This window comes from Xanthomonas sp. XNM01, assembly GCF_014851915.1.
Taxonomy (GTDB): Bacteria; Pseudomonadota; Gammaproteobacteria; order Xanthomonadales; family Xanthomonadaceae; genus Pseudoxanthomonas.
In genome coordinates this window covers 31253-56022 of the sequence record NZ_JACVAP010000001.1, presented here as the reverse complement: position 1 = coordinate 56022, position 24770 = coordinate 31253, and the positions used below count along the sequence as shown (strand labels likewise).

19 protein-coding genes are annotated in these 24770 nt (G+C 71.4%); 10 read left to right on the top strand and 9 right to left on the bottom strand.

Annotated features, from left to right (window positions below):
- Positions 1-262 precede the first annotated feature (262 nt).
- The 7 genes from IB242_RS00235 to IB242_RS00205 all read left to right on the top strand — a co-directional run bounded on the left by IB242_RS00235 (position 263) and on the right by IB242_RS00205 (position 9170).
- Entirely contained in the window at positions 263-985 is a 723-nt protein-coding gene (locus IB242_RS00235) for a DUF4142 domain-containing protein (RefSeq protein ID WP_225539916.1), read from the top strand.
- A 371-nt stretch (positions 986-1356) separates the two neighbouring features.
- The gene (locus IB242_RS00230) at positions 1357-2085 is read left to right on the top strand and encodes an ATP-binding cassette domain-containing protein (protein ID WP_192275194.1); all 729 of its coding nucleotides are present in this window, start codon (positions 1357-1359) and stop codon (positions 2083-2085) included.
- Positions 2082-3521 (top strand): DUF3526 domain-containing protein, encoded by a 1440-nt coding sequence (locus tag IB242_RS00225; protein ID WP_192275193.1) that lies wholly within the window; start codon positions 2082-2084, stop codon positions 3519-3521. Before IB242_RS00230 ends, IB242_RS00225 begins: the two co-directional genes overlap by 4 nt.
- The gene (locus IB242_RS00220; RefSeq protein WP_192275192.1) at positions 3518-4771 is read left to right on the top strand and encodes a DUF3526 domain-containing protein; all 1254 of its coding nucleotides are present in this window, start codon (positions 3518-3520) and stop codon (positions 4769-4771) included. The genes IB242_RS00225 and IB242_RS00220 overlap by 4 nt, the downstream gene beginning before the upstream one ends.
- A 95-nt stretch (positions 4772-4866) precedes the next feature.
- On the top strand, positions 4867-6912 hold the full coding sequence (locus IB242_RS00215) for a TonB-dependent receptor (protein WP_192275191.1): 2046 nt from the start codon (positions 4867-4869) through the stop codon (positions 6910-6912).
- A 135-nt stretch (positions 6913-7047) separates the two neighbouring features.
- Positions 7048-8454, top strand: a complete 1407-nt coding sequence (locus tag IB242_RS00210) for a carboxylesterase family protein (protein ID WP_192275190.1) — start codon at positions 7048-7050, stop codon at positions 8452-8454.
- A 197-nt stretch (positions 8455-8651) separates the two neighbouring features.
- Positions 8652-9170, top strand: coding sequence for a Rossmann fold nucleotide-binding protein (locus IB242_RS00205; protein ID WP_192275189.1), 519 nt, complete (start codon positions 8652-8654; stop codon positions 9168-9170).
- Between the two features lie 33 nt (positions 9171-9203).
- On the opposite strand, the gene IB242_RS00200 is transcribed toward IB242_RS00205, so the two are convergent.
- From IB242_RS00200 to IB242_RS00170, 7 genes are all read right to left on the bottom strand, one after another.
- A complete protein-coding gene (locus IB242_RS00200) occupies positions 9204-9830 on the bottom strand; it encodes a LysE family translocator (RefSeq protein WP_192275188.1) in 627 nt (208 codons plus the stop codon).
- Positions 9831-9910: 80 nt separating this feature from the next.
- Positions 9911-10378 (bottom strand): nuclear transport factor 2 family protein, encoded by a 468-nt coding sequence (locus IB242_RS00195; RefSeq protein ID WP_192275187.1) that lies wholly within the window; start codon positions 10376-10378, stop codon positions 9911-9913.
- A gap of 256 nt (positions 10379-10634) precedes the next feature.
- Positions 10635-11162, bottom strand: a complete 528-nt coding sequence (locus IB242_RS00190; RefSeq protein WP_225539914.1) for a GNAT family N-acetyltransferase — start codon at positions 11160-11162, stop codon at positions 10635-10637.
- Positions 11163-11354: 192 nt separating this feature from the next.
- Positions 11355-11696: a DUF2149 domain-containing protein gene (locus IB242_RS00185; RefSeq protein WP_192275186.1), complete on the bottom strand. Its 342-nt coding sequence runs from the start codon at positions 11694-11696 to the stop codon at positions 11355-11357.
- Positions 11697-11699: 3 nt separating this feature from the next.
- On the bottom strand, positions 11700-12179 hold the full coding sequence (locus IB242_RS00180) for a MotA/TolQ/ExbB proton channel family protein (protein WP_192275185.1): 480 nt from the start codon (positions 12177-12179) through the stop codon (positions 11700-11702).
- A 28-nt stretch (positions 12180-12207) separates the two neighbouring features.
- Complete coding sequence (gene cobN / locus IB242_RS00175; RefSeq protein ID WP_192275184.1) at positions 12208-16179, bottom strand: cobaltochelatase subunit CobN; 3972 nt, start codon at positions 16177-16179, stop codon at positions 12208-12210.
- 2 nt (positions 16180-16181) lie between these two features.
- Entirely contained in the window at positions 16182-18137 is a 1956-nt protein-coding gene (locus IB242_RS00170; RefSeq protein ID WP_192275183.1) for a TonB-dependent receptor, read from the bottom strand.
- 444 nt (positions 18138-18581) lie between these two features.
- Here IB242_RS00170 and IB242_RS00165 point away from each other — a divergent pair, with 444 nt between their 5' ends.
- Positions 18582-19373, top strand: coding sequence for a hypothetical protein (locus IB242_RS00165; protein WP_192275182.1), 792 nt, complete (start codon positions 18582-18584; stop codon positions 19371-19373).
- Between the two features lie 129 nt (positions 19374-19502).
- Here the strand turns inward: IB242_RS00165 and IB242_RS00160 are convergent, their stop codons facing one another.
- On the bottom strand, positions 19503-20282 hold the full coding sequence (locus IB242_RS00160) for a type 1 glutamine amidotransferase domain-containing protein (RefSeq protein WP_192275181.1): 780 nt from the start codon (positions 20280-20282) through the stop codon (positions 19503-19505).
- Positions 20283-20445: 163 nt separating this feature from the next.
- Between IB242_RS00160 and IB242_RS00155 the strand changes: the two genes are divergently transcribed.
- On the top strand, positions 20446-21348 hold the full coding sequence (locus IB242_RS00155; protein WP_192275180.1) for a LysR family transcriptional regulator: 903 nt from the start codon (positions 20446-20448) through the stop codon (positions 21346-21348).
- Between the two features lie 32 nt (positions 21349-21380).
- Here IB242_RS00155 and IB242_RS00150 read toward each other — a convergent pair whose 3' ends face one another.
- Entirely contained in the window at positions 21381-23492 is a 2112-nt protein-coding gene (locus IB242_RS00150; RefSeq protein ID WP_192275179.1) for a TonB-dependent copper receptor, read from the bottom strand.
- Positions 23493-23709: 217 nt separating this feature from the next.
- Between IB242_RS00150 and nirK the strand changes: the two genes are divergently transcribed.
- Positions 23710-24762, top strand: coding sequence for a copper-containing nitrite reductase (gene nirK, locus IB242_RS00145; RefSeq protein ID WP_192275178.1), 1053 nt, complete (start codon positions 23710-23712; stop codon positions 24760-24762).
- The last annotated feature ends 8 nt before the right edge of the window (positions 24763-24770 follow it).

The following is a 24770-nucleotide window of genomic DNA, read 5'->3' as shown; positions in this document are numbered from 1 at the left end:
CGATCGTCCAAACGCACAGGCTGCATTGGCTCGGGCGTAAGCGACTGCCCATGAACGCGCGTGTGCGGCGCGTTGGTGAAGGCTCGTCCCCACTTGTCGCCCGCACCTCGCCCGCACCGCGGCGATGTAAAGCGGATTTCACCGGCGATTCCAGCCGTGGATAACGGTGGCCCACGCATGCTGCGACATCCGTGGCGACCCAGCCATGGTCGTCGCCCGGTCCTCCTGCACGGTGGACCGGCACCCACCGAAGGAGCCCCACATGAAGAAGCATGCACGCACGCTCGCACTGATTCCGCTGGTCTTCGCCCTGTCGGCCTGCCGCCAGGAACCGGACCCCGCCAACCAGCCGACCACGCCCGACACCGCCGTTGGCGCGGCGCCGGCGGCGACTGCCGGCGCCGATGGCGCTGGACAGTACGCAGCCGACGCCCAGGACGCGCGGACCGGCACGCCGCAATCGCCCCCAACTGGCCAGGGCACGTCGACGCAGGACATGCGCGGCCAGGACGCACAGCAACGCAGCGGATCGGCGGGCACGCAGGCTGCGCAAGGGCAGGACGCAGCGGCCCTCGGCGTGCTGAACGCCATCAACGCGCATGAGATCGCCGCCAGCGAACAGGCACTGCGCAAGAACGTGGGCGGCGAGGTCGCCCGCTACGCACAGACGATGATCGACCAGCACACGCAGAACCGCGAGCAGACCAACGCGCTCGGGCCCGACCAGGACGCCGCCGATGCCAAGGCCCAGCGCGACAAGAGCACGCGCGAACTCGCCGCCCTCGACAAGGCCGAGGGCGACGCCTACGCCAGGGCCTACGTCGATGCGATGGTCAAGGACCACGGCGAGGCATTGCAGATGCTCGACAGCACGCTGATTCCCGGTGCCGGCAGCCCGCAGGTCAGGCAGCACCTGACCACCACCCGCGCGCATGTGGCCAGACATCTGGAAGAAGCCAAGGCACTGCAGCAGGGCAGCCGCTGATCGCGTCCCGCCCGCATGTCCCGATCGCTCCGCGGACCGGCGACGGATCCATGGACGCTCCGCCGCATCCGCCGCGCGCCCTGCATGTCCTTCGCCGTCGCCCTGCCCTCCCCCGGGCGACGGCGCCCTTTCTCCGTCGGCGTCAGCGGCCGCATGCCGATGCATCTGCACCGCCGGCTGCCTGATCCGCCTGCCAGCCGCGCTCTCCTGCCCGACTCGGCGATCGGCCATGGCGTCCGTCGCGCCGCGCTCGACACCACCTGCGCGGCACTCGACCACGCATCACGCTGTCGCCAAAGCGCCTGCCGCACTGGATGTGTAATGTTATCACATGCTAGGCTCGCCACCCGTTCCGAGCTTTCACAGGGCCGATGCCAGCCTCCACGTCCTCTCCCCTCGTCGATCTGCGCGGGATCGTCGTTTCCTTCGCCGGCAAGCCGGTGCTCACCGGCCTGGACCTGCAGGTCGCGCGCGGCAGCCTCTATGCGCTGCTCGGCGGCAACGGCACCGGCAAGTCGACCACGCTGTCGGTGCTGCTGGGCTTCCTGAAGCCCGATGCCGGCGAGGTGACCATCGACGGCGTGACCCCGTGGCGCGAGCCGTCGCGGGCGCGCGCCCTGCTCGCCTACCTGCCGGAAAACGTCGCGCTGTACGAGCACCTGTCGGCGACCGAGAACGCCGACTACCTGCTCGCGCTGGCCGGGCATGCGCCAGGCACCGATGCGATCCGCGATGCATTCCGCGCCGTCGGCCTGCAGGAGAGCGCCTGGCGCCAGCGCCTGGGCGGCTTCTCCAAGGGCATGCGGCAGAAGGTGGCCATCGCGGTCGCGCTGATGCGCGAAGTGCCGCTGCTGCTGCTCGACGAACCCACGTCCGGCCTCGATCCGGGCGCCAGCGCCGATTTCCACCGGCTGCTGGAATCGGTGCGCGCCCGCGGCACCTCGGTGCTGATGGTCACCCACGACCTGATGGGCGCGATCGACGTGGCCGACCGCATCGGCGTGCTCGAAGGCGGCCGCATCGCGCACGAGGAAGACCGCGCCGGCTTCGACCTGACCGCGCTGCACACGCACTTCTCCGGCAGGGCGCGCGTCGCATGAGCGCGGCGAGCCTGGTGATGCGCAGCGAGCTGCGCGCGATGCTGCGCAACCGCACCGCCCTGGCCGGCATCGTGCTGGTGGCGATGCTGGCCCTGGTCTCGACGGTCGTGTCCTGGCACCACATGCGCGGGGCCGAGGAGTACCGTGCGCGCCAGCAGGCCGCGGCGCAGGAGGCCTTCGACACCCAGCCCGACCGGCATCCGCACCGCGTGGTCCATTACGGCCACTTCGTCTATCGCCTGCCCTCGGCGCTGGCGGCGTTCGACGCCGGTGTCGATCCGTTCACCGGCAGCAGCATGTTCCTGGAAGGCCATCGCCAGAACAGCGCCAACTTCGGCGACGTGATGCAGGGCTCGGTGCTGACCCGCTTCGGCCAGCTCACCCCCGCCTTCGTGCTGCAGGTGCTGGCGCCGCTGGTGCTGGTGTTCCTCGGCCATGGGCTGCTGGCGCAGGAACGCGAGCGCGGCACGCTGCGCCAGCTGATGCTGCAGGGCGCACCGCTGCGCGCGATCGTCTCCGGCAAGCTCGCCGCGCTGTCCAGCATCGCCCTGCTGTTCATGCTGCCGGCCTTCGCAGGGCTCGCCGCGATGGCGGCCGCCCCGGGTGCATCGCCCGGCGTGGCGGTCGTGCTGATGCTCGGCTATGCGCTGTACCTGGGCCTGTGGTGCGTGCTGGTGGCGGCGGTCTCGTCGCTGGTCGCACGCCGGCGCGACGCCCTGCTCGCCCTGGTCGCGGTCTGGGCGCTGTCGGTGCTGCTGGTGCCGCGGGTGGCGCCGGACCTGGCCTACGCGACGTACCCGCTGCCGGACCGGCTGCAGACCGATGTCGGCATCGCCGCCGACCTGCGCCGGATCGGCGACAGCCACGACCCGGACGACCCGTACTTCGCCGGCTTCAAGCGCGAGGTCCTGCAGCGCCACGGCGTCGACCGCATCGAGGACCTGCCGGTGAACTACAAGGGCCTGGTCGCGGTGGAAGGCGAGCGCCTCACCTCCGGCCTGTTCGACCGCTACGCCGCGCGCAGCGCCGACATCCAGCACGCCCAGAACCGGCTGGTCGCCTTCTTCTCGGCGCTCAGCCCGACCATCGCGCTGCGCCAGCTGTCGATGGCCGCGGCGGCCACCGACCTGTCCGCGCACCTGCGCTTCCTCGAACAGGCCGAAGCGCATCGGTACCGCATGGTCCAGCAGCTCAACCAGCTGCAGGCCGATGGCGTCAGCTATGCCGACGACACCGCGCGCGATGCCGATGCGGACCGGCGCAAGCGCGTGGACAGCACGCACTGGCAGCAGATTCCACCGTTCCGTTTCGAGCCGGCATCCGCGCGCGTCCTGCTCGGCGCGCTGCTGCCCGGCACCCTGGTCCTGCTGGCCTGGCTGCTGGCCGCGTCCGCGCTGCTGGTGCTGGCGGCGCGCCGGCTGGAGGTGGCCCGATGAGCCTGTGGCGTCTCGAACTGGCCCTGCTGCTCCGCTCGCGCATCGCACTGGCCGGCCTGCTGCTGCTCGCGCTGCTGAGCGTGGTCAGCCTGCTTTCCGGCGTGCACCGCATCGACAGCCAGCGTGCCGCGATCGACCGCATCGAGGCACTGCAGCGCACGGACATGGCCGCGGTCGCCGCCGCCCATGGCGACTCCACCGACGCCGGCAGCGCGGCCTACTACAGCTTCCATCCGACCTGGAACCCGCCCTCGCCGCTGGCCTTCGCCGCGGTCGGCATGCGCGACGTCGCGCCGTTCATGCTGCGCGTGCGTGCGCTCGGCCTGGAGGCGCAGATCCACGATGGCGACATCTTCAACCCGGAACTCGCGCTGGCCGGCCGCTTCGACTACGCGTTCCTGCTGGTCTTCCTGCTGCCGCTGTTCGTGATCGTGCTGTTCCACGACCTGCGCTCGGCCGAAACCGAGTCCGGCCGCGAACGCATGCTGCGCGCACTCCCCGCCGGTGCCGGGCGGGTCTACCTGCGCCGCGGACTGGTCCGGGTGCTGGCGGTGCTGGCCTGCGTCGGGCTGCCCTTCGTCGCGGTCGCGCTGCACCAGGGCGTGGCGCCGCCGCTGCTGCTGGCGGTGCTCGGGCTGGCCGCGGCCTACGTGCTGTTCTGGGCGGCGCTGGCGCTGCTGGTGGCGCGGCTGGGCTGGTCGTCGGCCACCAACGCAGCGACCCTGGCCACGGCCTGGGTCGCCATCGCCCTGGTCCTGCCCGCGCTGGCGCACGTGGCGATCGAGCGTGCGATCCCGGTCGGCCAGGGCGCCGAGATCGCCCGCGCCCAGCGCGAGGCGGTCAACGGCGCCTGGGACATCCCGCGCGAACACACCATGCAGCGCTTCTATGCGCGCTATCCGGAATGGAGCGATTCGGCACCGCTGGGCACCGACTTCCACTACAAGTGGTACCTGGCCTTCCACCAGAACGGCGACGACAGCGTGGCACTGGAGGCAGGTGCCTACCGCGACGGCATCGAGCGCCGTTCGCGTGCGGCCGAACGCCTGGGCTGGCTGCTGCCGCCGGTGGGCATTCAGGTGCTGCTGAGCCGCTGGGCCGGCACCGACATGCAGGCGCACCTGGCCTACCAGGACCGCATCCGCGACTACCACGGCCAGCTGCGCCGGTTCTATTACGGCTATCTGTTCGGCGACCGCCCGTTCACCGGCGAGGACTTCGACAAGGCGCCGCGGTTCGATCCCGAGTAACCGCACGCCAGCTGCACCTCCACACGCACCGCACGGCGCCCGCGCCGTGCCGCATCCCGCTGCACCCTTTCGAGCACCCGCACCGCATGCCCACCATGACCTCCAACGCCCTCGCCGTCGCGCTGCTGGCCGCACTCGCCGCACCGCTCGCCCAGGCCCAGTCCACCGGCTCCGCCCTCACCCTGGGCAAGGTCGAGGTGCGCGAGGGCACGACGGGCGCGCTCAACGCCAACCAGGTCCTGACCTCGGTGGACGTGATGGGTGCCGACCGGATCGAGGACAGGAACGTCGCGCACAGCTGGGAACTGCTCGGGCAGATGCCGGGCATGCAGCTCACCGAAACCCGGGCCGGCGCCGAGTCGGGCAAGGTCAGCTTCCGCGCGTTCAACGGCGAGGGCTACCTCAACGCGATCAAGACCCTGATCGACGGCATCCCGAGCAACGTCAACAGCGGCAACCAGCGCTTCATCGACATGCTGTTCCCGTTGGAGATCAGCTACATCGAGGTGGTGCGCGGCACCAACGACCCGCGCTACGGGCTGCACAACATCGGCGGCAACATCAACTTCGGCACCCGCCAGGGCGGCGACTACACCGACGCGCGCCTGGCCTACGGCAGCTTCGACACGCGCGGCGCGCAGCTGGCGCTGGGCCGCGAGCACGGCCGCTTCGCGCAGAACTACTTCGTCGGCTACCAGGCCTCGGACGGCTATCGCGACCACGACAGTTCGCGCAAGTACACGCTGGGCGGCAAGTGGTTCTATGGCGACCTCGACGAAGGCATGCGGATCGGCCTGACCGCGCGCGCCTACCATCACGAGGCCGACGAACCGGGCTTCATGACCGCCGCGGAAATGGCCGCGCATCGCCGCGGGTCGGACCTGCGCAACGCCCACGACGGCGACGACCGCGACATGCGCCAGCTCGGCCTGCACCTGGACCTCGCCCTGACCGGGGACCTGTCCTTCGGCGCGAAGCTGTACCACAACGCCTACGAGGACGAGCGCCGGGTCACCTTCAGCGACCTGCCCACCGGCAACGCGCCGCGTCAGCGCCGGCTCTGGGACGAACGGCAGAACGGGCTGCTGGCCACGCTGACCTGGCGCAGCGGCGATGTCCTCACACTCGAAGGCGGCCTCAACTACGAGCAGCAGGACAACCGCTACCGGCGCGAGCGCTTCAGCTACGCCGAGCCCACCGACTTCGACGCCGCACCCGCCCGCATCCAGAACGACGACCGGCACAGCTTCGACAACGTCGGCGCCTACGTGCAGGCGATCTACCAGCCGATCGAGGCGCTGAAGATCGTGCCCGCCTGGCGCGTGGACCGATTCGACGGCGACACCTCCCTGCCCGGCGGCATCCGTGCGCCGCTGCAGCGCTACGGCACGATCGACCAGCCCAAGCTGAGCGTGGTCTACGCGCTGACGCCGGCCACCAACCTCTACGCCAACTGGGGGCGCAGCTTCCAGGTGCTGACGGGCGCCACCGCCCCGGCCTACCTGACCGCCGGGCAGGCCGCGATGGCGCCATCGACCAACACCGGCATGGAGATGGGGCTGACGTTCAGCCCGTTCGCCGGCACCCAGGCGCGCATCGCGCTGTGGCAGCAGGACGCGGCCAACGAGGTCTCCAACATGCCCGCCACCGGGACCACGGTCGTGCTCGGCAAGACCCGCCGCCGCGGCGTGGACGCGCAGTTCAACGCGCAGCTGGGCGAGGACTGGACGGTGTGGGCATCGCATGCCTACCAGGAGGCGACGATCACCCGCGACGGCCGCGCGCCCGCGCTGTCGCTGGAGGGCCGCGAGGTGATCGCCACCCCGCGCCACATCAGCACCATCGGCGTCGATTACCAGGCCAGCGACGCGCTGCAGCTGGGCCTGCAGGGCCGCGCGCAGGGCGACTACTACCTGGAGGAGCGCAATGTCGCCGGCAAGTTCGGCGGGTTCGCGGTGCTGGACCTGAGCGCGAAGTACCAGCTCGGCCCGCACGTCGCCCTGGACCTGCAGCTGCGCAACGCCACCGGCCGCGAGTACGCCTACGTCTGGTACGACAGCTTCTTCTGGGAGCAGGCGCAGCCGATGTTCTCGCCGGCCGCCGGCCGCACGCTCTACCTCGGATTCACCTTCAAGCACTGACCTCGCCGCGACGGCGCGGCGCGCCAGCCCGTGGCTGCGGTCGCCGGGGCGGGAGCCGGCAGCCACACCGGCACCTGAGCGGCCGCGTCCGCGGCGTATCCTTGCGCGACCACCGCCGCCCGCAGGAGTCGCCCCATGCCGCTTTCCCGTCTCATCGGCATCATCCTGTCGGCAGCGCTGCTGCCGGCGGCCAGCGCCGTCGCCGCGCCTCCGGCGCCGCAGGTGCGGATCGACAGCGGCGTACTGCGTGGCACCGCGTCCGATGGCGTGATCGCGTTCAAGGGCATCCCGTTCGCCGCGGCGCCGGTCGGTGCGCTGCGCTGGCGCGCACCGCAGCCGCCCGCGTCCTGGCGTGGCGTGCGCGACGCGACCCGCTACGGCGCCGACTGCATGCAGAAGCCGTTCCCCAGCGATGCCGCGCCGCTGGGCACCGCACCGGCCGAGGACTGCCTGTACGCCAACGTCTGGCGGCCGGCACGGTCCGCGGCCCCGCTGCCGGTGATGGTCTGGATCTACGGTGGCGGTTTCGTCAACGGCGGCGCCTCGCCACCGACCTATGCCGGCGACGCGCTGGCACGGCAGGGCATCGTGGTGGTCAGCTTCAACTACCGGGTCGGCCGCTTCGGCACCTTCGCCCATCCGCAGCTGAGCGCCGCCGATCCCGATGGCGGACGCCTGGCCAACTACGGCTACATGGACCAGATCGCCGCGCTGCACTGGATCCGCCGCAACGTCGCCGCGTTCGGCGGCGACCCGGACAACATCACCGTCATCGGCGAAAGCGCCGGCGGCATGTCGGTGCATGCGCTGCTGACCTCGCCGCTGGCGCGCGGCCTGTTCCACAAGGCGGTGATCCAGTCCGGCGGCGACGGCGACGCGCACGGCACGCTGGCCGATGCCGAGCAGGCCGGGCTGGCGTTCGCACGCGGCAAGGGCATCGCCGATGACGCCGACGATGCGCTGGCGCGGCTGCGCGCATTGCCGGCCGAGGCGGTGGTCGACGGACTGGACCTCACCGCGCTGTTCACGCCATCCACCGGGCCGCGCACCTTCAGCAGCCCGGTGGTGGACGGCACCGTCGCGGTCGACAGCGCAGCCGCCTACCGCAGCGGCGCGTTCCAGCATGTGCCGGTGATGATCGGCGCGACCAGCGACGACATCGGCGGCCGGGACGGCTACATGGTCGCCGGCGCACGCAGGGTGGCCACGCTGCTCGCCGGGCAGGACGTGCCGGTGCACTACTACCGGTTCTCCTACGTGGCCGACAGCGCGCGCGCCGACGCGCCACGCGGCGCGCCGCACGCCAGCGAGATCCCGTTCTTCTTCCGCACCGAATCGATCAAGTACGGCGCCGACACCAGCGCCGGCGACCGCGCGGTCGGCACGCTGGCCAGCGCCTACCTGGTCAACTTCGTGCGCAGCGGCGATCCCAACGGCGGCGGCCTGCCGGCGTGGCAGGCCTACGAACCGCAGCGGCATACCCTGCTGGAGTTCGACGCCGAAGGCGGCGCCGGCAGCAAGGCCGATCCCTGGGCGGACTGAGCGCGCCGGCGAGGTCCACGGGCGCGCCGATGCCGCGCGATGCGGGTCACGCCGCGTCGCGCGCGCATCGCCGCGGCACCGATGGCTACGGTGCCGGCCGGTTGCACCGCGCGCAGGACGCAACGTCCGCTTGGCCTGCGGCCGCTGCATGCGGCCTGCCCGTACAATCGGCGCCCTTTCGCGAGACGAGCACCGCAATGTCCCTGCATCCACGCCGGCCCCAGGTCGCGATCCTCGGCAGCGCCGAACCCGGCTCGGCCGCCTACGACCTCGCCGGCCAGGCCGGCACACTGCTCGCGCGCCACGGCATCACCGTGGTCAGCGGCTGCGGCAGTCCGGCCACCCGCGTGGCTGCCGAACATGCGGTCGCCGCCGGTGGCCTGGTGCTGAGCGTGATCCCGGAAGGCACCATGCCGGCGACGGACTGGCCGGCCACGGTGGTCGTGCCCTGCGGCATGGGCGACGCGCGCAACCTGATCATGGCGCTGGCCGGCGACGCCTGCATCGTCATCGGCGGCCGTGCCGGCACCATCTCCGAGGTCTGCCTGGCCTGGCTGCACCGGCGCCCGCTGCTGCCGCTGACCGGCACCGGCGGCTGGTCGGACACGCTGCCGTCCAATCCGCCGGACGAACGCGGCAACTCGCCGATCCATCCGTGGGATTCGATCGCCGGGCTGGAAGCGCAGCTGCGTCGGCTCGGCCTGATCGCCGGCTGAGCCGTCACCGCCGCGCACGGCGCTGCGGCGGCCTCAGCGCTGGGCGGTCGCCAGTTTCGCGGCCAGGCCGACGAACACCACGCCGGCCAGCCGGTTCATCAGCGGGATCGCGCGCGGGCTGCGCCGCAGCCATCCGCTGATCCGCCCGGCGACGCCGGCGATGGCGCAGAACACCACCAGGCTGGTGGCGATGAACAGCCCGCCGAGCTGGACCAGCTGCAGCCACACCGGCCCGGCGCCGGCGCTCACGAACTGCGGAAGGAAGGCCAGGAAGAAGATCGCGACCTTGGGGTTGGTGATGTTCATCACCACGCCGCGCAGATACAGCCGCAGCGGCGCATCGCCCACCGCCGTCGCCGCGGGTGCGGAGGCGCCGCCTGCGCGGAAGGCACCCCAGGCCAGGTACAGCAGGTAGGCAGCGCCGATCACCTTGAGCACGGTGAACGCCATTGCGGAGGCGGCGAACAGCGCGGCCACGCCGAACGCCACGGCGAGCGTGTGCACGATCAGGCCGGTGCACAGCCCCAGCGTGACCGCGATGCCGGCGCGCGCGCCACGCAACGCGGACTGCATCAGCACGAACAGGTTGTCCGGTCCGGGCACCAGACCCAGCACCGCGGCGGCGAGGGTGAACTGGAGGGCGGTCTCGATCGGAAGCATGGCGGCGGCTCGGCGGAGGGCGGTCGGCAGGTTCACGCCTGGCCAGCGCCCACTGGGCACCGGGCGGACGCGCCCGGTCGTCAGAACATCGTGTTGGCGTTCTCGGCCTGCGCCGGCACGTCCTGGATCACGTCCCAGTGCTCGACGATGCGGCCGTCGACGACGCGGAAGATGTCCACCACCGCCTGGCCGCGGTCGTCGGGGCCGCTGGTCGAGTGCACATGCAGGTAGACCAGGTCGCCATCGGCCGCACTGCGCACGATGCGCGCGCGGGAACCGGGATTGTCGTGGAAGAATCCGGCGAAGAACGCCACGAACGGCGCCTTGCCGTCGGGCACCTCGGGATTGTGCTGCCGGTAGTCGTCGGCCACCACGCGCGCGGCCTCGTGCACGCGATGCTGGTTGAAGAACTGCTCGTAGAACGCGACGACCAGCGCGCGGTTGGCCTCCTCGCATGCCAGGTCGCGCGCCACCGGCGGCGCGGCGAAGGCCGTGGCGGCAACGCCGCAGAGCAGCAGCAGGAAAACGGAGCGGAGCAGCGCGCGCATCGGGGCGGTCTCGTGTGGGCGGCCGGGTGGCCACGTGGGCGATGCCGCACAGCATGCCTGTCCGCCCGATGCCGGCACAGGCCGCTGCCCGGGACGGATCATTCCACCGGCCGCGGCCGGGTCGGCTGCAGACGTGCGGTGCGGGCAGACAGACACGTCGCGCACCTGCCTGCGCTGCCCGACATGCCAGCCTGGACTACAGACTGCCAATCTCCAGAATCACGATCCCCGTGAACGACGCGGTGGCATTACACGGCTAGCCGGCGCCGGTGAGCCGCGCCATCCGGTGGGCGTCCACGTACACCCCGTCACGGAACGCATAGCGCGTGCAGGTGCCCTCGAGCACGAAGCCATGCCGCTGGTAGAGCGCGATCGCAGCGGCATTGTCGGTGTACACCTCGATCTCGATCCGCTGGACCTGCATCCACCGCTCGCAGAGGACGATGGCCGCCTGCAGCAGCACCGATCCCACGCCGAGCCGACGCGCGGACGCCTTGACGCCCATGCCCAGCGTCGCCACATGGCGACGCCGCGGCGAGCGGCAGACCTTGAGCCCCAGCTGACCCACCACCTCGTCGCCGCGCAGGGCCACCAGGCAGAACTGCCCGTCCTGCGAGCACGCGAGCTTGCGCTGCCAATGGGACGCCGGCTGGTAGGGCAGCTGCAGCGTGCTGCCGAATGCCTCGGCCTCCGCGTAGAGCGCGTGGACCTGGTCGAGGTCGGCCGGCTCGTAATGCCGGACCTGCAGGTCGGACAGCGGCGAAGCGACGACTGGCGCGGACATGATCACCCTCGGCGACTGGCTGGCCGGACGAGTATGGCAGCGTGCGTGGCCGCAGGAACGCCGCGTAGCGGCAGCGGCCCGGCGACGACGCCTCGTCTCCGGCGGCGGCGCCGGGAACCGTTCGGCGATGCGGCGCGACCGGAACGCGCAGGCCGAAACGCACGACCTCCGCCGGCCGCGCCCACCGGCGCCTCACTCGGTCGAGCCGCCGGGCGCGCCCTCGCCCTCGGGCACGTAGATCATGCTGCCGTCCTTGAGCCGGTAGGCGGTGCCGGCCAGGGTGCCCTCGCCTTCGCCGATGCTGCCGCTGGCGGTGTAGCGCTCCAGGGTCTGGCCGTCCTTGACCACGATCTCCATGTTGGCCTCGCCGGGATTGGCGACCATCACCACCTTGTCGTGGCTGAAGGGGTTCATCGGATTGCGGATCAGCGCGATCAGCAGGATCGCGATGATCACCAGGAACACGTCGATCAGGTTGACCACCGACAGCACCGGATCGTCCTGGTCGTCCTCGTCGAGATAGCGGCGGCGCATCGCTCAGGCCTCCTGCGCGGCGATGGCCAGTTCGATCCGGCGCAGGTCCTGCAGCAGCCAGCGCCGGCGCACCACCAGCACCATGTAGATCACCGAGGCGGCCAGCAGCGAAACGATCACCGCGGCGAAGGCGATGCCGACGTGGCGCGCGACCTCGTCCATGCGTCCGTCGGACAGGCCGGCCAGCGCTGGGCCCATCGGGATCATCGTCGCCACCAGGCCGAGCATCGGCGCGGTGCGGCTGCCGATGCGCAGCGGCTCCAGCCGCTTGAGGATCCACAGTTCCAGGTCTTCCAGCCCGCCGCCGTGGCGCTGCCAGTGCCGCTCCATCGCATGCGTGCCGCCGCCGCGCCGCTGCAGCGCCTCGATCGCGAACGCGCCCAGCGCGTAACAGGCGTAGAGGAACAGGCCGATGATCAGCAGCAACACCGGGGCGAGGAACCAGCCGGAGAGCTGGTGCAGCAGGGATTCGATCAGGTTCATGGTGTTCGTCGTTCTTGGATGGAGGGGGTCAGGAAACAGTGCGCAGCTGTCGCCAGCCGCCGAAGCCGAAGGCCAGCAGCGCTGGCCACAGCGCCAGCCACCAGGACACCGGCGCGGGCGGCTGTGTCGGCTGCTCGCGCTGCAGCTGCATGCCGCTGACCATCGGCGGCGCCGGTGGCGGTGGCGGCACCGGCTCGGCCGGCGGCGTGGGCGCATCCGCGGCGGCGGGCGGCGATGCCGGCGCCTGCGCATCCGGCAATGGCGCGCTGCGCGGGGCCAGGCCGAAGGCCGCCGCCAGCTGCGCGATGTGCGGACGCAGCCTGTCGCTGCCGGGCAGCACGTCGTGGCGCGCATCCAGGTCGTTCCAGGTCTCGACCAGGCTGCGCAGCGTGGCCGCGTCCGCGTCCCAGTAGCCCTTGCGCTGGGCCTCGAGCATGCGTTCGACGATCTGCGCCAGCGCATGCGGATTGCTGCGTTCGAACCACTCGCGCATGCCGAGGTCCAGGCGGTCGGCAACGTAGACGTCGTGGAAACTCTGCCACTGGTCGTCGCGGACCATGCCCGGATCCACCGCCTGCCAGCCCCAGAAGTTGTCCATCGCGCCGACGATCTCCAGCGTGCCGGCGTAGCCTTCCTGCTGCATCTGCGTGATCCAGCCCGGGTGGAACTGGCGGGTCTGCAGCTCGGCGGCGAGGAAGCGCGCGGCATCGTCGACGCGGCTGCCGGCCGGGTCGCGCAGGTTGGAGATGTACAGCGACGGCGCGGTGCCATCGAGGTGGCGCACCGCCAGCGACAGCCCGCCCAGGTAGGAGAACGGGTCGTCGGTGGTCAGCATTCCGTACAGGTTGGACGAGCGCGACAGCACCGCCGCCTGCGTGCCGCGCAGCTGCTCGGCGTAGGCGTTCACGCCGGCCGGGATCTCGCCCCAGTGGGCGGGGTCGGGGCCGTAGCCGTACTGCATCTGCGCCAGGTAGCCGGTGGCCAGTTCGGTGTCGGCTTCCCAGGCATCGGTCTTCAGCACGTTGCCGCCCAGCCCGCTGCCGTAGCTGCCCTGCGCGCTGGAATAGATGCGGGTGCGCGCGTAGCGGTCGGCCACGTCCTGCGCCAGGCCCCGGGCGAGCAACCGTTCGCGCACGCCGGCGCTGTGCCGGGCGATGACGTTGTCGCCGCCGTCGGCCCCGCTGGCCAGCGCGATGGCCTCGTTCATCCGCTGCATCAGCGCGGCGAACTGGTCGCGGTACAGGCCGGTGGCCGACAGCACCACGTCGATCCGCGGCCGGCCCAGTTCGGCCGATCCGATCAGCTCGACCTTCTCGATCCGGCCGCCGTCGTCCCAGACCGGACGCACGCCGAGCGCGGCGAACACCTGCGATTCGAGGATGCCGTTGTGGCGCATCGTCTCCACGCCCCACAGCGAGAACGCCAGCTTGTCCGGGTACTGCCCGTCGTGGGCGGCGCGGTAGCTGTCGATCAGCTGCTGCAGCGCGACCTGCCCGGCCTCCCATGCCGCCCGCGACGGCACCCGCAGCGGGTCGAAACCGTACAGGTTGTGGCCGGTCGGCAGGCTCTCGGGCACGCGCAGCGGATCGCCGCCCAGGCCCGGCGTAGCGTGGCGGCCGGCCAGCGCGGACAGCAGGCCGTCGATCTCGCTGCGCGCATCCAGCGCCGCGTCGGCGCGGCGTGCGGCGTCCAGCAGTTCGCGCTGGTCGGCGGGTGCGTCGGCGCGCAACGGCACGCCGTCGTACAGGTGCCGCTGCAGCCAGGCGCGGCCGGGTTCGTCCGCACGCCCGCGGTAGTCGGCGGCATCGGCATGGTGGTCGTCCAGGTGCAGCACCGCGTCCAGCCGCCTGGCCAGCATCAGCCGCACGGTGTCGCCGCGCCGGCTGCTGTCGGCGCTGGCGCCGAACACGTGCAGGCCCTGCGGCTGCACCTGCGCGCCGAGCTGGTCGAGGTATTCGTGCAGGGCGACCAGGAAGCCGGCGAAGTCGGCCTCGATGCGCGCATCCGGCCACTGCAGGTCGGCGGCGATGCCGCTGCTGCCGGCCAGTTCGCGCAGCTGCCGCGCGGCGGTGTCGCGCACCGCGCCCAGGTCGAGCTGCTGGTACTCCTCGATCAGCTGGTGCAGGCGCAACTGGTCGCCGTGCAGGCCGGACGCGGCGAAGGCCGGCACCTGGTGGCTGACCACCACCGCGCGGCCGCGGCGCTTGGTCTGCAGCGCTTCGCCGACGTCGTCGACGATGAACGGGTAGACCACCGGCACATCGCCGACCAGCAGCATCGGGTTGTCATGCACCGACAGACCGCGCTCCTTGCCGTAGGTCCATTCCTGGGTGCCATGCGTGCCGAAGTGGACGATGGCATCGCGTCCGACCTGCTCGCGCAGGTACTGGTAGGTGGCCAGGTAGAAGTGATCCACCGGCCGGCCGATGTCGTGGTAGCTACCGCTGCCGTCGCCATCGCCGCCCGGTGCCGAGCGGCCCGGCTGCGGCAGCAGGGTCAGGTTGCGCAGGCGCAGCCGCGGGATCGCGAAACCCGCCTCGCCGTCGCGGCGCTGCAGCCACGGGCTGCGCTCGGGCTCGCCCCAGGCCGCGACGATGCCGTCGCGCACCCCGGCTGGCAGCGCGTCGAACCAGCGCCGGTACTCGCGCAGCGGCAGCCAGCCGGCCAGGTCCGCATCGAGCAGCGGCGGCAGTTCGGCCGCACCGCGGTAGGCCGGGGCCAGCAGCTGCTGCAGGCTGTGCAGCAGCGCGGCTTCTTCCGGCAGGTCCAGGCTGTAGCCGGCCTCGCGCAGCGCGGCCAGCGTGGCGTGCAGGCTGGCCGGCAGGTTCAGGCCGGAAGCGCCGATGTTCTTCTCGCCCGGCGGATAGTTGTAGAAGACGATGGCGACCTGCTTGTCGGCCGCCGGCGTGCGCCGCAGCGCGGCGTAGTTCAGCGCCTTGGCCGCCAGCGCGCGGATCTGCGCGGCGATCGGCTGCGGCGGCGTGCGCGACTTGCCGGCCGCGACGATCAGCGGATCGATGAAGCCGGCCTGTTCGGGAATGGCCAGGTAGAACGAGGTCGCCCCCGGCGACACGCCCTGGCGGTCGGCCTGCCAGGCCGCTTCCGGCCCGTCCCAGTAGGTGATCGCCTGCAGCACCGGTACGCCCAGCCGCGCGTAGTCGGCGCCGATGTCGCCGCGGTAGAGGATCTCGAAGTTGGCGACCACGTCGACCACCGGCACGCCGTCGTGCATCAGCAGCTGTTCGACCGGCACGCCGCCGTCGGTGTCGCGGAAGAACGGCAGGGCGATGCCGCCGCGCGACTCGACCTCGCGGATCAGCGCATCGATGTGCGCGGTCGAATCCGAGCCGATCGCCGAGGCGAACATCGCGATGCCGACCACCGGCTGGCCGGCGCGCACCTTCGGGCCGAGCCACTGCAGGTAGTCGGCGCGCGTGGCGAAGGCCAGGTCGCGGTAGTCGGGGTGGTAGATGCCGGTCTTCGGCATCACCAGCGGCGGTTCGGTCTCGGCCGGTGGCCGCCCGTTCCGCGTCCAGTGCTGCAGGTAGCGCAGCAGTGCGCCGAGGTTGCGTTCGCCGCCGCTGCGCGCATACGCCGCCAGCAGGCTCGCCTGCGCCGGCTCGAGGCCGATCGCCTGCTCGCGGTCGCGCTCGACCATCAGCACCCGTGGCAGTCCGGCCAGTTGCGTCGGCAGCTGCTCATCGCGGTAGAACTGCACCGGCGGCAGTTCGGCCAGGACTAGGTCGGCGCCGGCGAGGCGCTCCAGCGCGGCCGCATCCAGCGGCGTGCGCAGGTAGTCCAGCTGCACGCCTTCGGCGGCGGCGAGCTGGCGGTACAGCGCCAGCTTGCCCTGTGCGAAGAATCCGCTGCCGACCACGACCAGCCGCGCGTCGCGATCGCCCGCGGGCATCGCCGCCGTGCCGGCCGGCGCGGCGGCCACCACCGCCACGCCGGCCACGCACAGCAGCGCGCCCCAACACCATGCCCACAACCTGCGCATGCTCAGAACCCGACGCCGAGCATCGCGTACACGTAGCGCCCGCGCTCGCGGTAGTTGTAGACGCCGTGATCCTCGACCCGATGGTCGGCCAGGTTCTCCACGCCCACCTGCAGGTCGACGCGCTCGGCCAGGCGCCGCTTGGCCGAGGCGTTCCACAGGCCGTAGGAGCCCTGCTCCTGGCGCGCGGTGCCGGCCAGCAGCTGGCGGCCGGTGCGGTCGTAGCGCAGTTCCAGGCTCCAGGCCTCGTCGTCGCTGGACCAGCCCAGGCGGGCGTTCGCGGTCTGCAGCGGACGCTCGGCCAGGCGCAGGTCGTCGGCCTTGTCGCGCACGTCGTTCCAGGAGTAGTTGCCGCTCAGGCGCAGGTTGGCCGGCAGGGTCGCGCCGGCTTCCAGCTCGGCGCCGCGGATGCGCACGTCGTCCACGTTCTCGTAGCGGTACAGCCGGCGCAGCGGCCGCGTGCAGAACTGGATGCAGACCGTGTCGATCAGGTCCTCGACCGTGTTGCGGTAGGCGGTGGCCCGCCACCAGACGGTCTCGGCGCTGTAGCCGACCGACAGTTCCAGGGTGTCGCTCTTCTCCGGCTGCACGTCGGGATTGCCGACGAAGCTGTGCGGGCCGTCGAAGCGGTAGTCCGGCGAGATCTGCTTGAGCATCGGCGCCTTGAAGCCGCGCGAGTAGCCGCCCTTCACCGTCCAGCGCTCGGCCGGCTGCCAGACCGCGTAGAGGCGCGGGCTGACCTCGCTGCCGAACAGGTCGTGCTTGTCCACGCGCGCGCCGTAGACTAGGTCCAGGCGCTCGGTCAGCGCCCACTCGTCCTGCAGGAACCCGGCGTACTGCTTCACCGTTTCCTCGCCGCCGGCGAAGGACGGATGCTCCAGCCGCTCCTCGCGCGCCTCGACGCCGGCGGTCAGCCGGTGGCTGGCGCCCAGCGCGATGCCGTAGTGGCCGTTGAAGGTGGTCTCGCCGGCTTCCTGCTCCGGCGACGGCGCCACGCCCTGCGTGTTGTGCTGGCGCTGGTGGATGTCGGCCACCTGCGCGGCCAGGCGCAGATGCCCGCCGCCGATCGCGCCGTCGTAGCTCAGCCCGGCCTGGCTGCGGTCGAAGTCGTAGGCCTGCTGGTAGTACAGCGTGCCGGCGCTGTTGCTGGTGTCGTACCAGCGGTCCTCCTCGCTCTTCATCGCGGTCAGCGCGATGCGGTGGCCCTGGGCCGGCGTCCATTGCAGGCGCGCACGCACGGTGGCCTGTTCCTGGCCTTCGCGCTGGTCGAGCCGGCTTTCGTCCGGCTCGGGCAATGGATCCTGCTTCTGCCACGCAGCATCGACGCTCAACGCGAACGCCTCGCCCAGCGGGCCGGACAGGTGCGCGGCCGCCTGGCGGAAGCCGCCGCCGTCGTCTTCCGGCAGCGAACCGGCCGAGGCGCGCAGCGCGCCGCCCCATTCCTTGCCGACGCCGCGGGTGATGATGTTGATCACCCCGCCCAGCGCGTCCGAGCCATACAGCGAGGACAGCGGGCCGCGCACGATCTCCACCCGCTCGATCGCCTCCAGCGGGATCCAGCCGAACTGCAGGTCGCTCATGCCGAACACCTGGTCGGTGGCGGCGATGCGCTCGCCATCGACGAGCACCAGCGTGTGCCGGCTCTCCATGCCGCGGATGCTGACCACGCGCCGTCCCAGCGCGCCGACACCACGGATGCTCAGGCCGGGCGCATCGCGGATCGCATCGAGCACATCGCGCGCGGGCCGTGCCCGCAGCGCGTCGCCGGTGATGACGGTGACGCTGGCCGGTGCGCGTTCGACGGTGCGCTCGCTGGCGGTCGCGGTGACCACGACCGCGTCCAGATCGGTGGGGGGCACATCGCCGGCGGCGAGCGCGAGCGGCGACAGCAGGGCCAGGGCGATGCCGGCGGACAGGCGTGCGCGCCCGCCCCGCACGCGCGGGAGGTGGAAGGAAACCATGCGTGAGACTCCAGAGAGGAAGGCCGCGCTGCCGGCGGGTGGCGGCCGAAGGAAACTCACGAAACGATAACGATTCTTATTAACGATTCACTTGATCTGGGTCAAGCGCCCCACGATCCGCCCGCGCGTCGCAGCGCGTGGAGGACTGGCAGCACATTCGGCACCAGGCACGCACAGGTCGGGCGCGCGGTTGCACGCCATCCCTGTCCCGCGGAAGGCAGACCCATCGCAGCCGACGAAACACCCGGTTGCCCCTCATCACGCCTGCACGAAGACCGCTGTCCGGCATGCCCGCGCCGGCTGACCGTCTCCACGCGCCCGGGGCGTCGATCGGGAAAACCGGGATCGCCGTTTCAAAGCTCCATCCGCAGGCCAACCCGTACATGGACCCGTTGCACACTGGGCCGGCGCGGCCACGCCGGCCGTCCTACAAGGAGATCCACCATGTCCGCCATCCGTCGTCATGCTCTGGCCGTCGCCACGCTGTCCCTGTCGACCCTGTCCGCATCGCCGCTGGTGTTCGCACAGGACACCGCACCCGGCCTCGGCGACGTGCAGGGCCAGGACGACCGCGCGGCGGCACGGACGCTGGGGGCACGCGGCTACGTGCGGCAGTCCGAGTCGGGCGGCTACGGCGCCTGGTGGAATGCACGCGACCGGCGCTGCGTGATGGTCCGCAGCGACCGCGGCCGCGTGCTGTCGGTGGTGACCACGCCCGCGCCCGACTGCGGCCAGCAGGAAGGCGGCCACAAGGAGGGGATGAGCGACGGGGCCAAGGCCGCGGTCGCCGCGGCGGCGATCCTCGGCATCGCCGCGCTGGCCCACAAGTCGCATCACCACGACGACGGCGACCACCACGACGATGCGCGCCACGAAGCCGAGTACGAGCGCGGCTACCGGGACGCACTGCATGGCTATCGCGCCGATACCGACCATGGCGCCTACAGCGATGGCTATGGCGCCGGCCTGCGCGAGCGCTCCGCGCAGGTGCCGTGGCAGTCCGGCGATGCCTCCGCACCCGGCGCGGCCCGGCTGGATGACCTGGTCGGCGCCCGCGCGGCGGGCGCGGACACCGAACTGCGCGCACGCGGTTTCGTCGATCGCGATGCGCAGCGGCGCGACGGCCGCTCGGTGGTGACCTGGTGGAACGCCCGGTCCCGCGACTGCGTCCACGTGGCAACCGGCGATGGACGGATCGAGTCGATCCGCGCGGTCGATCCATCCAACTGCCGCTGACGCGCTCCGCCAACCGGCGGCGGCGGTCGCTCCGTCGCTGCCCTGGCCACAGCCGTGGCATCCACGGCTTCGCCCGCGGCCGGCGGGGACTGGCGATGGATCGCCGCGCGCATCGCCGGGAAGATCCGTTCAGCGGCCCGTGCCAGCACGCGCGCCGAGCGCGGCGACGATCGCCTCGCCAAGCGGCGTCGCCGACGCCGGGTTCTGCCCGGTGATGATCCGGCCATCGACCACGACCCGGGACTCGAACACCGGCGCTTCGGAGAGCCGCGCACCCGCCGCGACCAGCGCCGACTCCAGCTCGAACGGCACGATGCGGTCGTAGCCGCGTGCGGCCTCCTCTTCGGCGGTGAACGCGGTGAGCCGGCGCCCCTGCACGAGGCGGGTCCCATCGCGGAGCCGCACGTCGATCAGGCCGGCGGGGCCGTGGCAGACCGCCGCGACCAGGCCGCCGGACTCGTAGATGTCGCGCACGATCGCCTCGAGTGCGGGATTGCGGACGAAGTCCCACATCGGCCCGTGTCCGCCGACCAGCAGCACCGCGGCGTAGGCCGACGGATCCACATCCGACAGCCGCAGCGTGTTGCCGAGCTTGTTGCGATGCCCGGCGCTGGTCCAGAACGCCAGGCTCGCCGGGTCCTTCAGGTCGAACCCATCGAACGGCGCCAGGCCGCCGCGGGGGCTGGCCACGTCGTAGGACACGCCGGCCCTGTCGAACACCGCCACCGGATGGGTCAGCTCGGGAAACCAGAACCCGCCGACCTGGTCCTCGGTCTTCCGGTCCAGGCTCGAAACAACAATCAGCACCTTGCCCGCCGCCGGCGACGCCGCCTGGGCCGCGGACGACGGCAGCGGCAGCGCGCCCGCGAGGAGGAGTGAAACACCTATAACCGCCTTGAAAAACGCCATGTCGCCTTCCTGCTGGATGAAGTCCGACGCCACTGTGCGGCAGCGGACCGGCCCGGATGAAGCCCGCCCAGGGGAATGGGTTGTTTAATCCACGATGCCAATCGCGTTGCGGCCGGCGACGGCGCGTTGGAGAATCCGCCACCCTCATCGCGTGGACGTCCCGATGCACCCCGGAGCCGACTTCGATGGCATCGCCGAGTTCCTCGCCATCGCACGCCGCCTGAGCATCCGCGCGGCGGCGGTCGATCTGGGCAGGACCCCGGGCGCGGTGAGCCTGGCGCTGCAGCGGCTGGAGAAGCGGATCGGGCTTCCGCTGTTCCATCGCACGACACGGAAGGTCGCGCTGACCGAGGCCGGCACCCGGCTGCTGCTGTCGGTCGACCCGGCAGCCCGCTCGATCCAGGACGGCTTCGAGGAGGTGCGCCAGTCGGCCAGTGCGCCGGCGGGCACCCTGCGCCTGGTGGTGGAACGGCTGGCGATTCCGCACGTGATCGAACCGGTGCTCCCCGCGTTCCTCGACGCCTGGCCCGACGTCAGCGTGGACATCACCGTCGCCAACCGCCAGCGCGAGGTCATCAACGATGGCTACGACGCCGGCATCTGCATCGGCTCCTACATCGAACAGGACATGATCGCGGTGCGGCTGGGCAGGCCGTTCCGGTGGGCGGTGTTCGGTTCGCCGGGCTACTTCGCCGAACACGGCAGGCCGCAGGTCACCAGCGACCTGCTGCGGCACCGTTGCATCCGCTTCCGCCGGCCGGAAAAGGGCGATATCTACCGCTGGGAGTTCGTCGAGGACAACCAGACCGTACGCATCGATCCGGTCGGGCCGCTGACGGTGAACGACGGCGAGCTCATGCGCGCGCTCGCCGTGCGCGGCGTCGGCCTGATCTACTCGTCGACCTTCCATTCATCGCGCGAGATCGCCGCGGGCCTGCTCGAACCGGCCCTGCTGGACCGCTCGCCGGACAGCGACGGCCTGTTCCTCTACTTCTCCAGGGCCGCCCGCAGCCAGCCGAAGCTGCGCGCCTTCATCGACATCTGCGCCCGGGTGCTGGGCGACTGAGCGCGATGCGTTGCGGTGTCGCGGATGCGCGTTCAGTACCGGTAATCCAGCTTCACCCACACGCTCCGCCCCGGTTCGTGGATCCGCATCGGGTCGGCCGGATAGCCGAAGGCGCTGTTGCCGGCCAGGTTCAGATGCTCGGCGTAGTCGCGGTCGAACAGATTGTCGATGCCGGCCACCAGCTGCACGCGCTCGCTGAAGCGGTAGCCGCCGTTGAGCGAGAACACCGCGAAGCCGGCGCTGGGGCCGAGATCCTGGCCGACCACGTTGCCGTGGCCCTGGTTGACCCGGCGCTGAGCGGCGACCACGCGCAGCAGCGCACCGGCCGACCAGCGCCGGTTGTCGTAGCCGGCGCTGAACTTCGCCTCCAGCGGCGGCATCTGCGGCAGCGCGCCGCCGGCGTCCAGTTCGCCCCAGGCGTAGGCCAGCGTGCCGCCGAGCTTCCAGTGCGTGCGCGGGCGCCAGTCGACACCGGCCTCGCCACCGACGATGCGCGCATCGGCATTGCCGGCGCGGGTGCTGCTGCCCATGCCGCCTGACAGATAGTCGAACAGGATGTAGTCGTCGATGCGGCCGGCGTAGGCCGATGCCCACACGTCCCAGTCGGCACCGTGGTACTGCAGGCCGACATCGAGCTGCAGCGTGCGTTCGGGCTGCACGCCGGCGAAGGCGTTGGCGCTGCCGGACGGGCCGCTGCCGGGCGAGAACAGCTCCCAGTAGTCGGGCATGCGCTCGGCCCGGCCGACGCCGGCATACCACTCCAGCGGGCTGCCGGCGGCGCGGCCTTCGACACGCAGGAAGCCCGAGGCCAGCGTGTCGTGGCGGATATCGCCGGCGGTCGGGTTGGGCCGCGGCATCATGCCGGCAGTGACGCTGCGCAGGTCCTCGACGCGGGCACGGTCCACGCGCAGGCCGGCCACCCAGCGCTGGCCCGGCGCCTGCTGCCAGCCGGCTTCGGCGAAGGCGCCGACATTGGCCGAGCGCGCGTCGTGCGTCCACGGCTGGGCCAGATAGGCACCGCGGCCCATCGCGCTGCGGCGGCGGTGCTGGTCCTCGCGCGCATCGATGCCGGCAGTCGCATCCCAGCGCTCCTGCCGCCAGGCCAGCGCGACGCGGCCGCCGGTGCTGCGGTTGGCGACGTTGCTGGCCATCGGCATCGGCATGCTGCCGGTCGGGTCCGGGTCGCGCAGGCTGTAGTTGTCCATCACGTGGTCGACGCTGTTGCGGTAGAGGTTGGCCTCCACCTTCTCCAGCACGCCGCCATGGAAGCTGCGCTGGAACCGCAGCTGGGCGCTGTCGCGGTCGAAGCGGCTGCCGTCCATGCCGCGTCCGGCATAGCGTGCCTGGCCGTCGCCGCGGCCGATGCCGGCCTCCAGCAGGGTGTCGGCATCGGGCGTCCAGCCGACCGACGCATCCACGTTCCATTTGCGCCAGGCCGACGGCACGCGCGCACCGCTGCCGTCGCGGTAGTCGTCGGCCTCGGAGCGGTTGCCGGCCACGCGCACGTAGCCGCGCGGCGTGCCGGCCGAAGCGTCGAGCACCTGGTCGTTGCGGTTGAAGCTTCCGCCCAGCGCGCTGGCGGCGATCTCCACGCCCGGCTCGGCGAAGTACGGCGCGTCGCGCTCGAAGCGCACCGTGCCGGCCGAACCGCCCGGCCCCCACAGCACCGTCTGCGGGCCCTTGACCACGGTCAGCCGGTCGTAGGTTTCCGGGGCGACGTAGGACATCGCGTTGTCCATCCGCGACGGGCAGCCGCCCTGCATGTGGCCATCGTTGGTCAGCAGGTTCAGGCGCGAGCCGAACATGCCGCGCAGCACCGGGTCGCCGTTGGTGCCGCCGCTGCGCAGCGTGCCGAAACCGGGAATGGTCTTCAGATAGTCCGCGCCGTCGCTGGCCGGCACCGGCTGCCGCGGCAGCTTGGTATCGGTGACGAAGGTCGTGGCCAGCACCGGCGCGACGCCGGTGACCACCATCGTGTCGAGGGTGACGATGCGGCCGCCGACCGCGTCGCCCGCATCGCCCGCGGTGGCGGCCTGGGCCTGTGCGGCCAGCGCGAACGACAGCGCGGCGGCGAGCAGGGCGACGGGAAGCGATCTGCCTTCTTCGAAGCGCCCCTGGCGGGCGCGGGCTGCATGCGTGGACATGCCTGACTCCTGATCTGGAATGACGCTCGGGGCCTGGACCCGGGTCCAGGGTGCGAGCCCAGCATCTGCCTGCTCCAGGGCGCCGGACCTGATCCAGATCAAGCCGGACGCAGGCAATCGCGGTTGCGGTGCGCGAATTGATCAAAGTCAAGGAGCGGGTTTTGACGCCTCCCTAACGTGAGCTCCAACAACCACGAACACACGACGGGGACACACCATGAAACGCACCAGACTCTCGCTTCTCGCCTATGCCATCGCCTGCGCCGCCGGCCTTGCCGGGATGCCGGCCTTCGCCGCGGAACTGCCGGTCATCAAGGCCGAACTGACCGCACCGCCGCACGTGCCCAAGCAGATCGACCGCAAGACGCCGGCCAAGGTCGTGGTCGAGCTGGAAACGATCGAAAAGGACATGGAGATCTCCGAAGGCGTCACCTACAACTTCTGGACCTTCGGCGGCACGGTGCCGGGCAGCTTCATCCGCGTCCGCGAAGGCGACACGGTCGAGTTCCATCTGAAGAACGCGCACGACTCGCACGTGCCGCACAACATCGACCTGCATGCCGTGACCGGCACGGGCGGCGGCGCCGAGGCCACGTTCACCGCGCCGGGCCACGCCACGCAGTTCAGCTTCAAGGCGCTGCAGCCGGGCCTGTACGTCTACCACTGCGCGATGCCGCCGGTGGGCATGCACATCGCCAACGGCATGTACGGCCTGATCCTGGTCGAGCCGGAAGAAGGCATGGCCAAGGTCGACAAGGAGTTCTACGTGATGCAGGGCGACTTCTACACCGAAGGCAAGTACGGCGAGGCCGGCCTGCAGCCCTTCAGCCTGGACAAGGCGATCGACGAGCACCCGACCTACGTGGTGTTCAACGGCGCCGAGGGCTCGCTGACCGGCGACAACGCGCTGAAGGCCGAAGCCGGCGAGACGATCCGCATGTTCGTCGGCAACGGCGGCCCGAACCTGGTGTCGAGCTTCCACATCATCGGCGAGATCTTCGACAAGGTGTACGTCGAAGGCGGCAGCAAGTACCAGGAGAACGTGCAGACCACGCTGGTGCCGGCAGGCGGCGCGACGATGGTGGAGTTCAAGGCCGACGTGCCGGGCAACTTCGTGCTGGTCGACCACAGCATCTTCCGCACCTTCCACAAGGGCTCGCTGGGCATCCTCAAGGTCGAGGGCGAGGAGAACCACGAGATCTACACGGGCCAGCAGGCCACCGGCGAATTCGCACCGCCGGCTGCCGCCGCCGGCCACGGCAAGCACTGAGGAGCTGG

What these genes read in the sequence shown, in the direction of transcription:
- IB242_RS00235 (WP_225539916.1), top strand. Translation starts at nt 263, where the DNA reads ATGAAGAAGCATGCACGCACGCTCGCACTGATTCCGCTGGTCTTCGCC.
- IB242_RS00230 (WP_192275194.1), top strand. Translation starts at nt 1,357, where the DNA reads ATGCCAGCCTCCACGTCCTCTCCCCTCGTCGATCTGCGCGGGATCGTC.
- IB242_RS00225 (WP_192275193.1), top strand. Translation starts at nt 2,082, where the DNA reads ATGAGCGCGGCGAGCCTGGTGATGCGCAGCGAGCTGCGCGCGATGCTG.
- IB242_RS00220 (WP_192275192.1), top strand. Translation starts at nt 3,518, where the DNA reads ATGAGCCTGTGGCGTCTCGAACTGGCCCTGCTGCTCCGCTCGCGCATC.
- IB242_RS00215 (WP_192275191.1), top strand. Translation starts at nt 4,867, where the DNA reads ATGACCTCCAACGCCCTCGCCGTCGCGCTGCTGGCCGCACTCGCCGCA.
- IB242_RS00210 (WP_192275190.1), top strand. Translation starts at nt 7,048, where the DNA reads ATGCCGCTTTCCCGTCTCATCGGCATCATCCTGTCGGCAGCGCTGCTG.
- IB242_RS00205 (WP_192275189.1), top strand. Translation starts at nt 8,652, where the DNA reads ATGTCCCTGCATCCACGCCGGCCCCAGGTCGCGATCCTCGGCAGCGCC.
- IB242_RS00200 (WP_192275188.1), bottom strand. Translation starts at nt 9,830, where the DNA reads ATGCTTCCGATCGAGACCGCCCTCCAGTTCACCCTCGCCGCCGCGGTG.
- IB242_RS00195 (WP_192275187.1), bottom strand. Translation starts at nt 10,378, where the DNA reads ATGCGCGCGCTGCTCCGCTCCGTTTTCCTGCTGCTGCTCTGCGGCGTT.
- IB242_RS00190 (WP_225539914.1), bottom strand. Translation starts at nt 11,162, where the DNA reads ATGTCCGCGCCAGTCGTCGCTTCGCCGCTGTCCGACCTGCAGGTCCGG.
- IB242_RS00185 (WP_192275186.1), bottom strand. Translation starts at nt 11,696, where the DNA reads ATGCGCCGCCGCTATCTCGACGAGGACGACCAGGACGATCCGGTGCTG.
- IB242_RS00180 (WP_192275185.1), bottom strand. Translation starts at nt 12,179, where the DNA reads ATGAACCTGATCGAATCCCTGCTGCACCAGCTCTCCGGCTGGTTCCTC.
- cobN (WP_192275184.1), bottom strand. Translation starts at nt 16,179, where the DNA reads ATGCGCAGGTTGTGGGCATGGTGTTGGGGCGCGCTGCTGTGCGTGGCC.
- IB242_RS00170 (WP_192275183.1), bottom strand. Translation starts at nt 18,137, where the DNA reads ATGGTTTCCTTCCACCTCCCGCGCGTGCGGGGCGGGCGCGCACGCCTG.
- IB242_RS00165 (WP_192275182.1), top strand. Translation starts at nt 18,582, where the DNA reads ATGTCCGCCATCCGTCGTCATGCTCTGGCCGTCGCCACGCTGTCCCTG.
- IB242_RS00160 (WP_192275181.1), bottom strand. Translation starts at nt 20,282, where the DNA reads ATGGCGTTTTTCAAGGCGGTTATAGGTGTTTCACTCCTCCTCGCGGGC.
- IB242_RS00155 (WP_192275180.1), top strand. Translation starts at nt 20,446, where the DNA reads ATGCACCCCGGAGCCGACTTCGATGGCATCGCCGAGTTCCTCGCCATC.
- IB242_RS00150 (WP_192275179.1), bottom strand. Translation starts at nt 23,492, where the DNA reads ATGTCCACGCATGCAGCCCGCGCCCGCCAGGGGCGCTTCGAAGAAGGC.
- nirK (WP_192275178.1), top strand. Translation starts at nt 23,710, where the DNA reads ATGAAACGCACCAGACTCTCGCTTCTCGCCTATGCCATCGCCTGCGCC.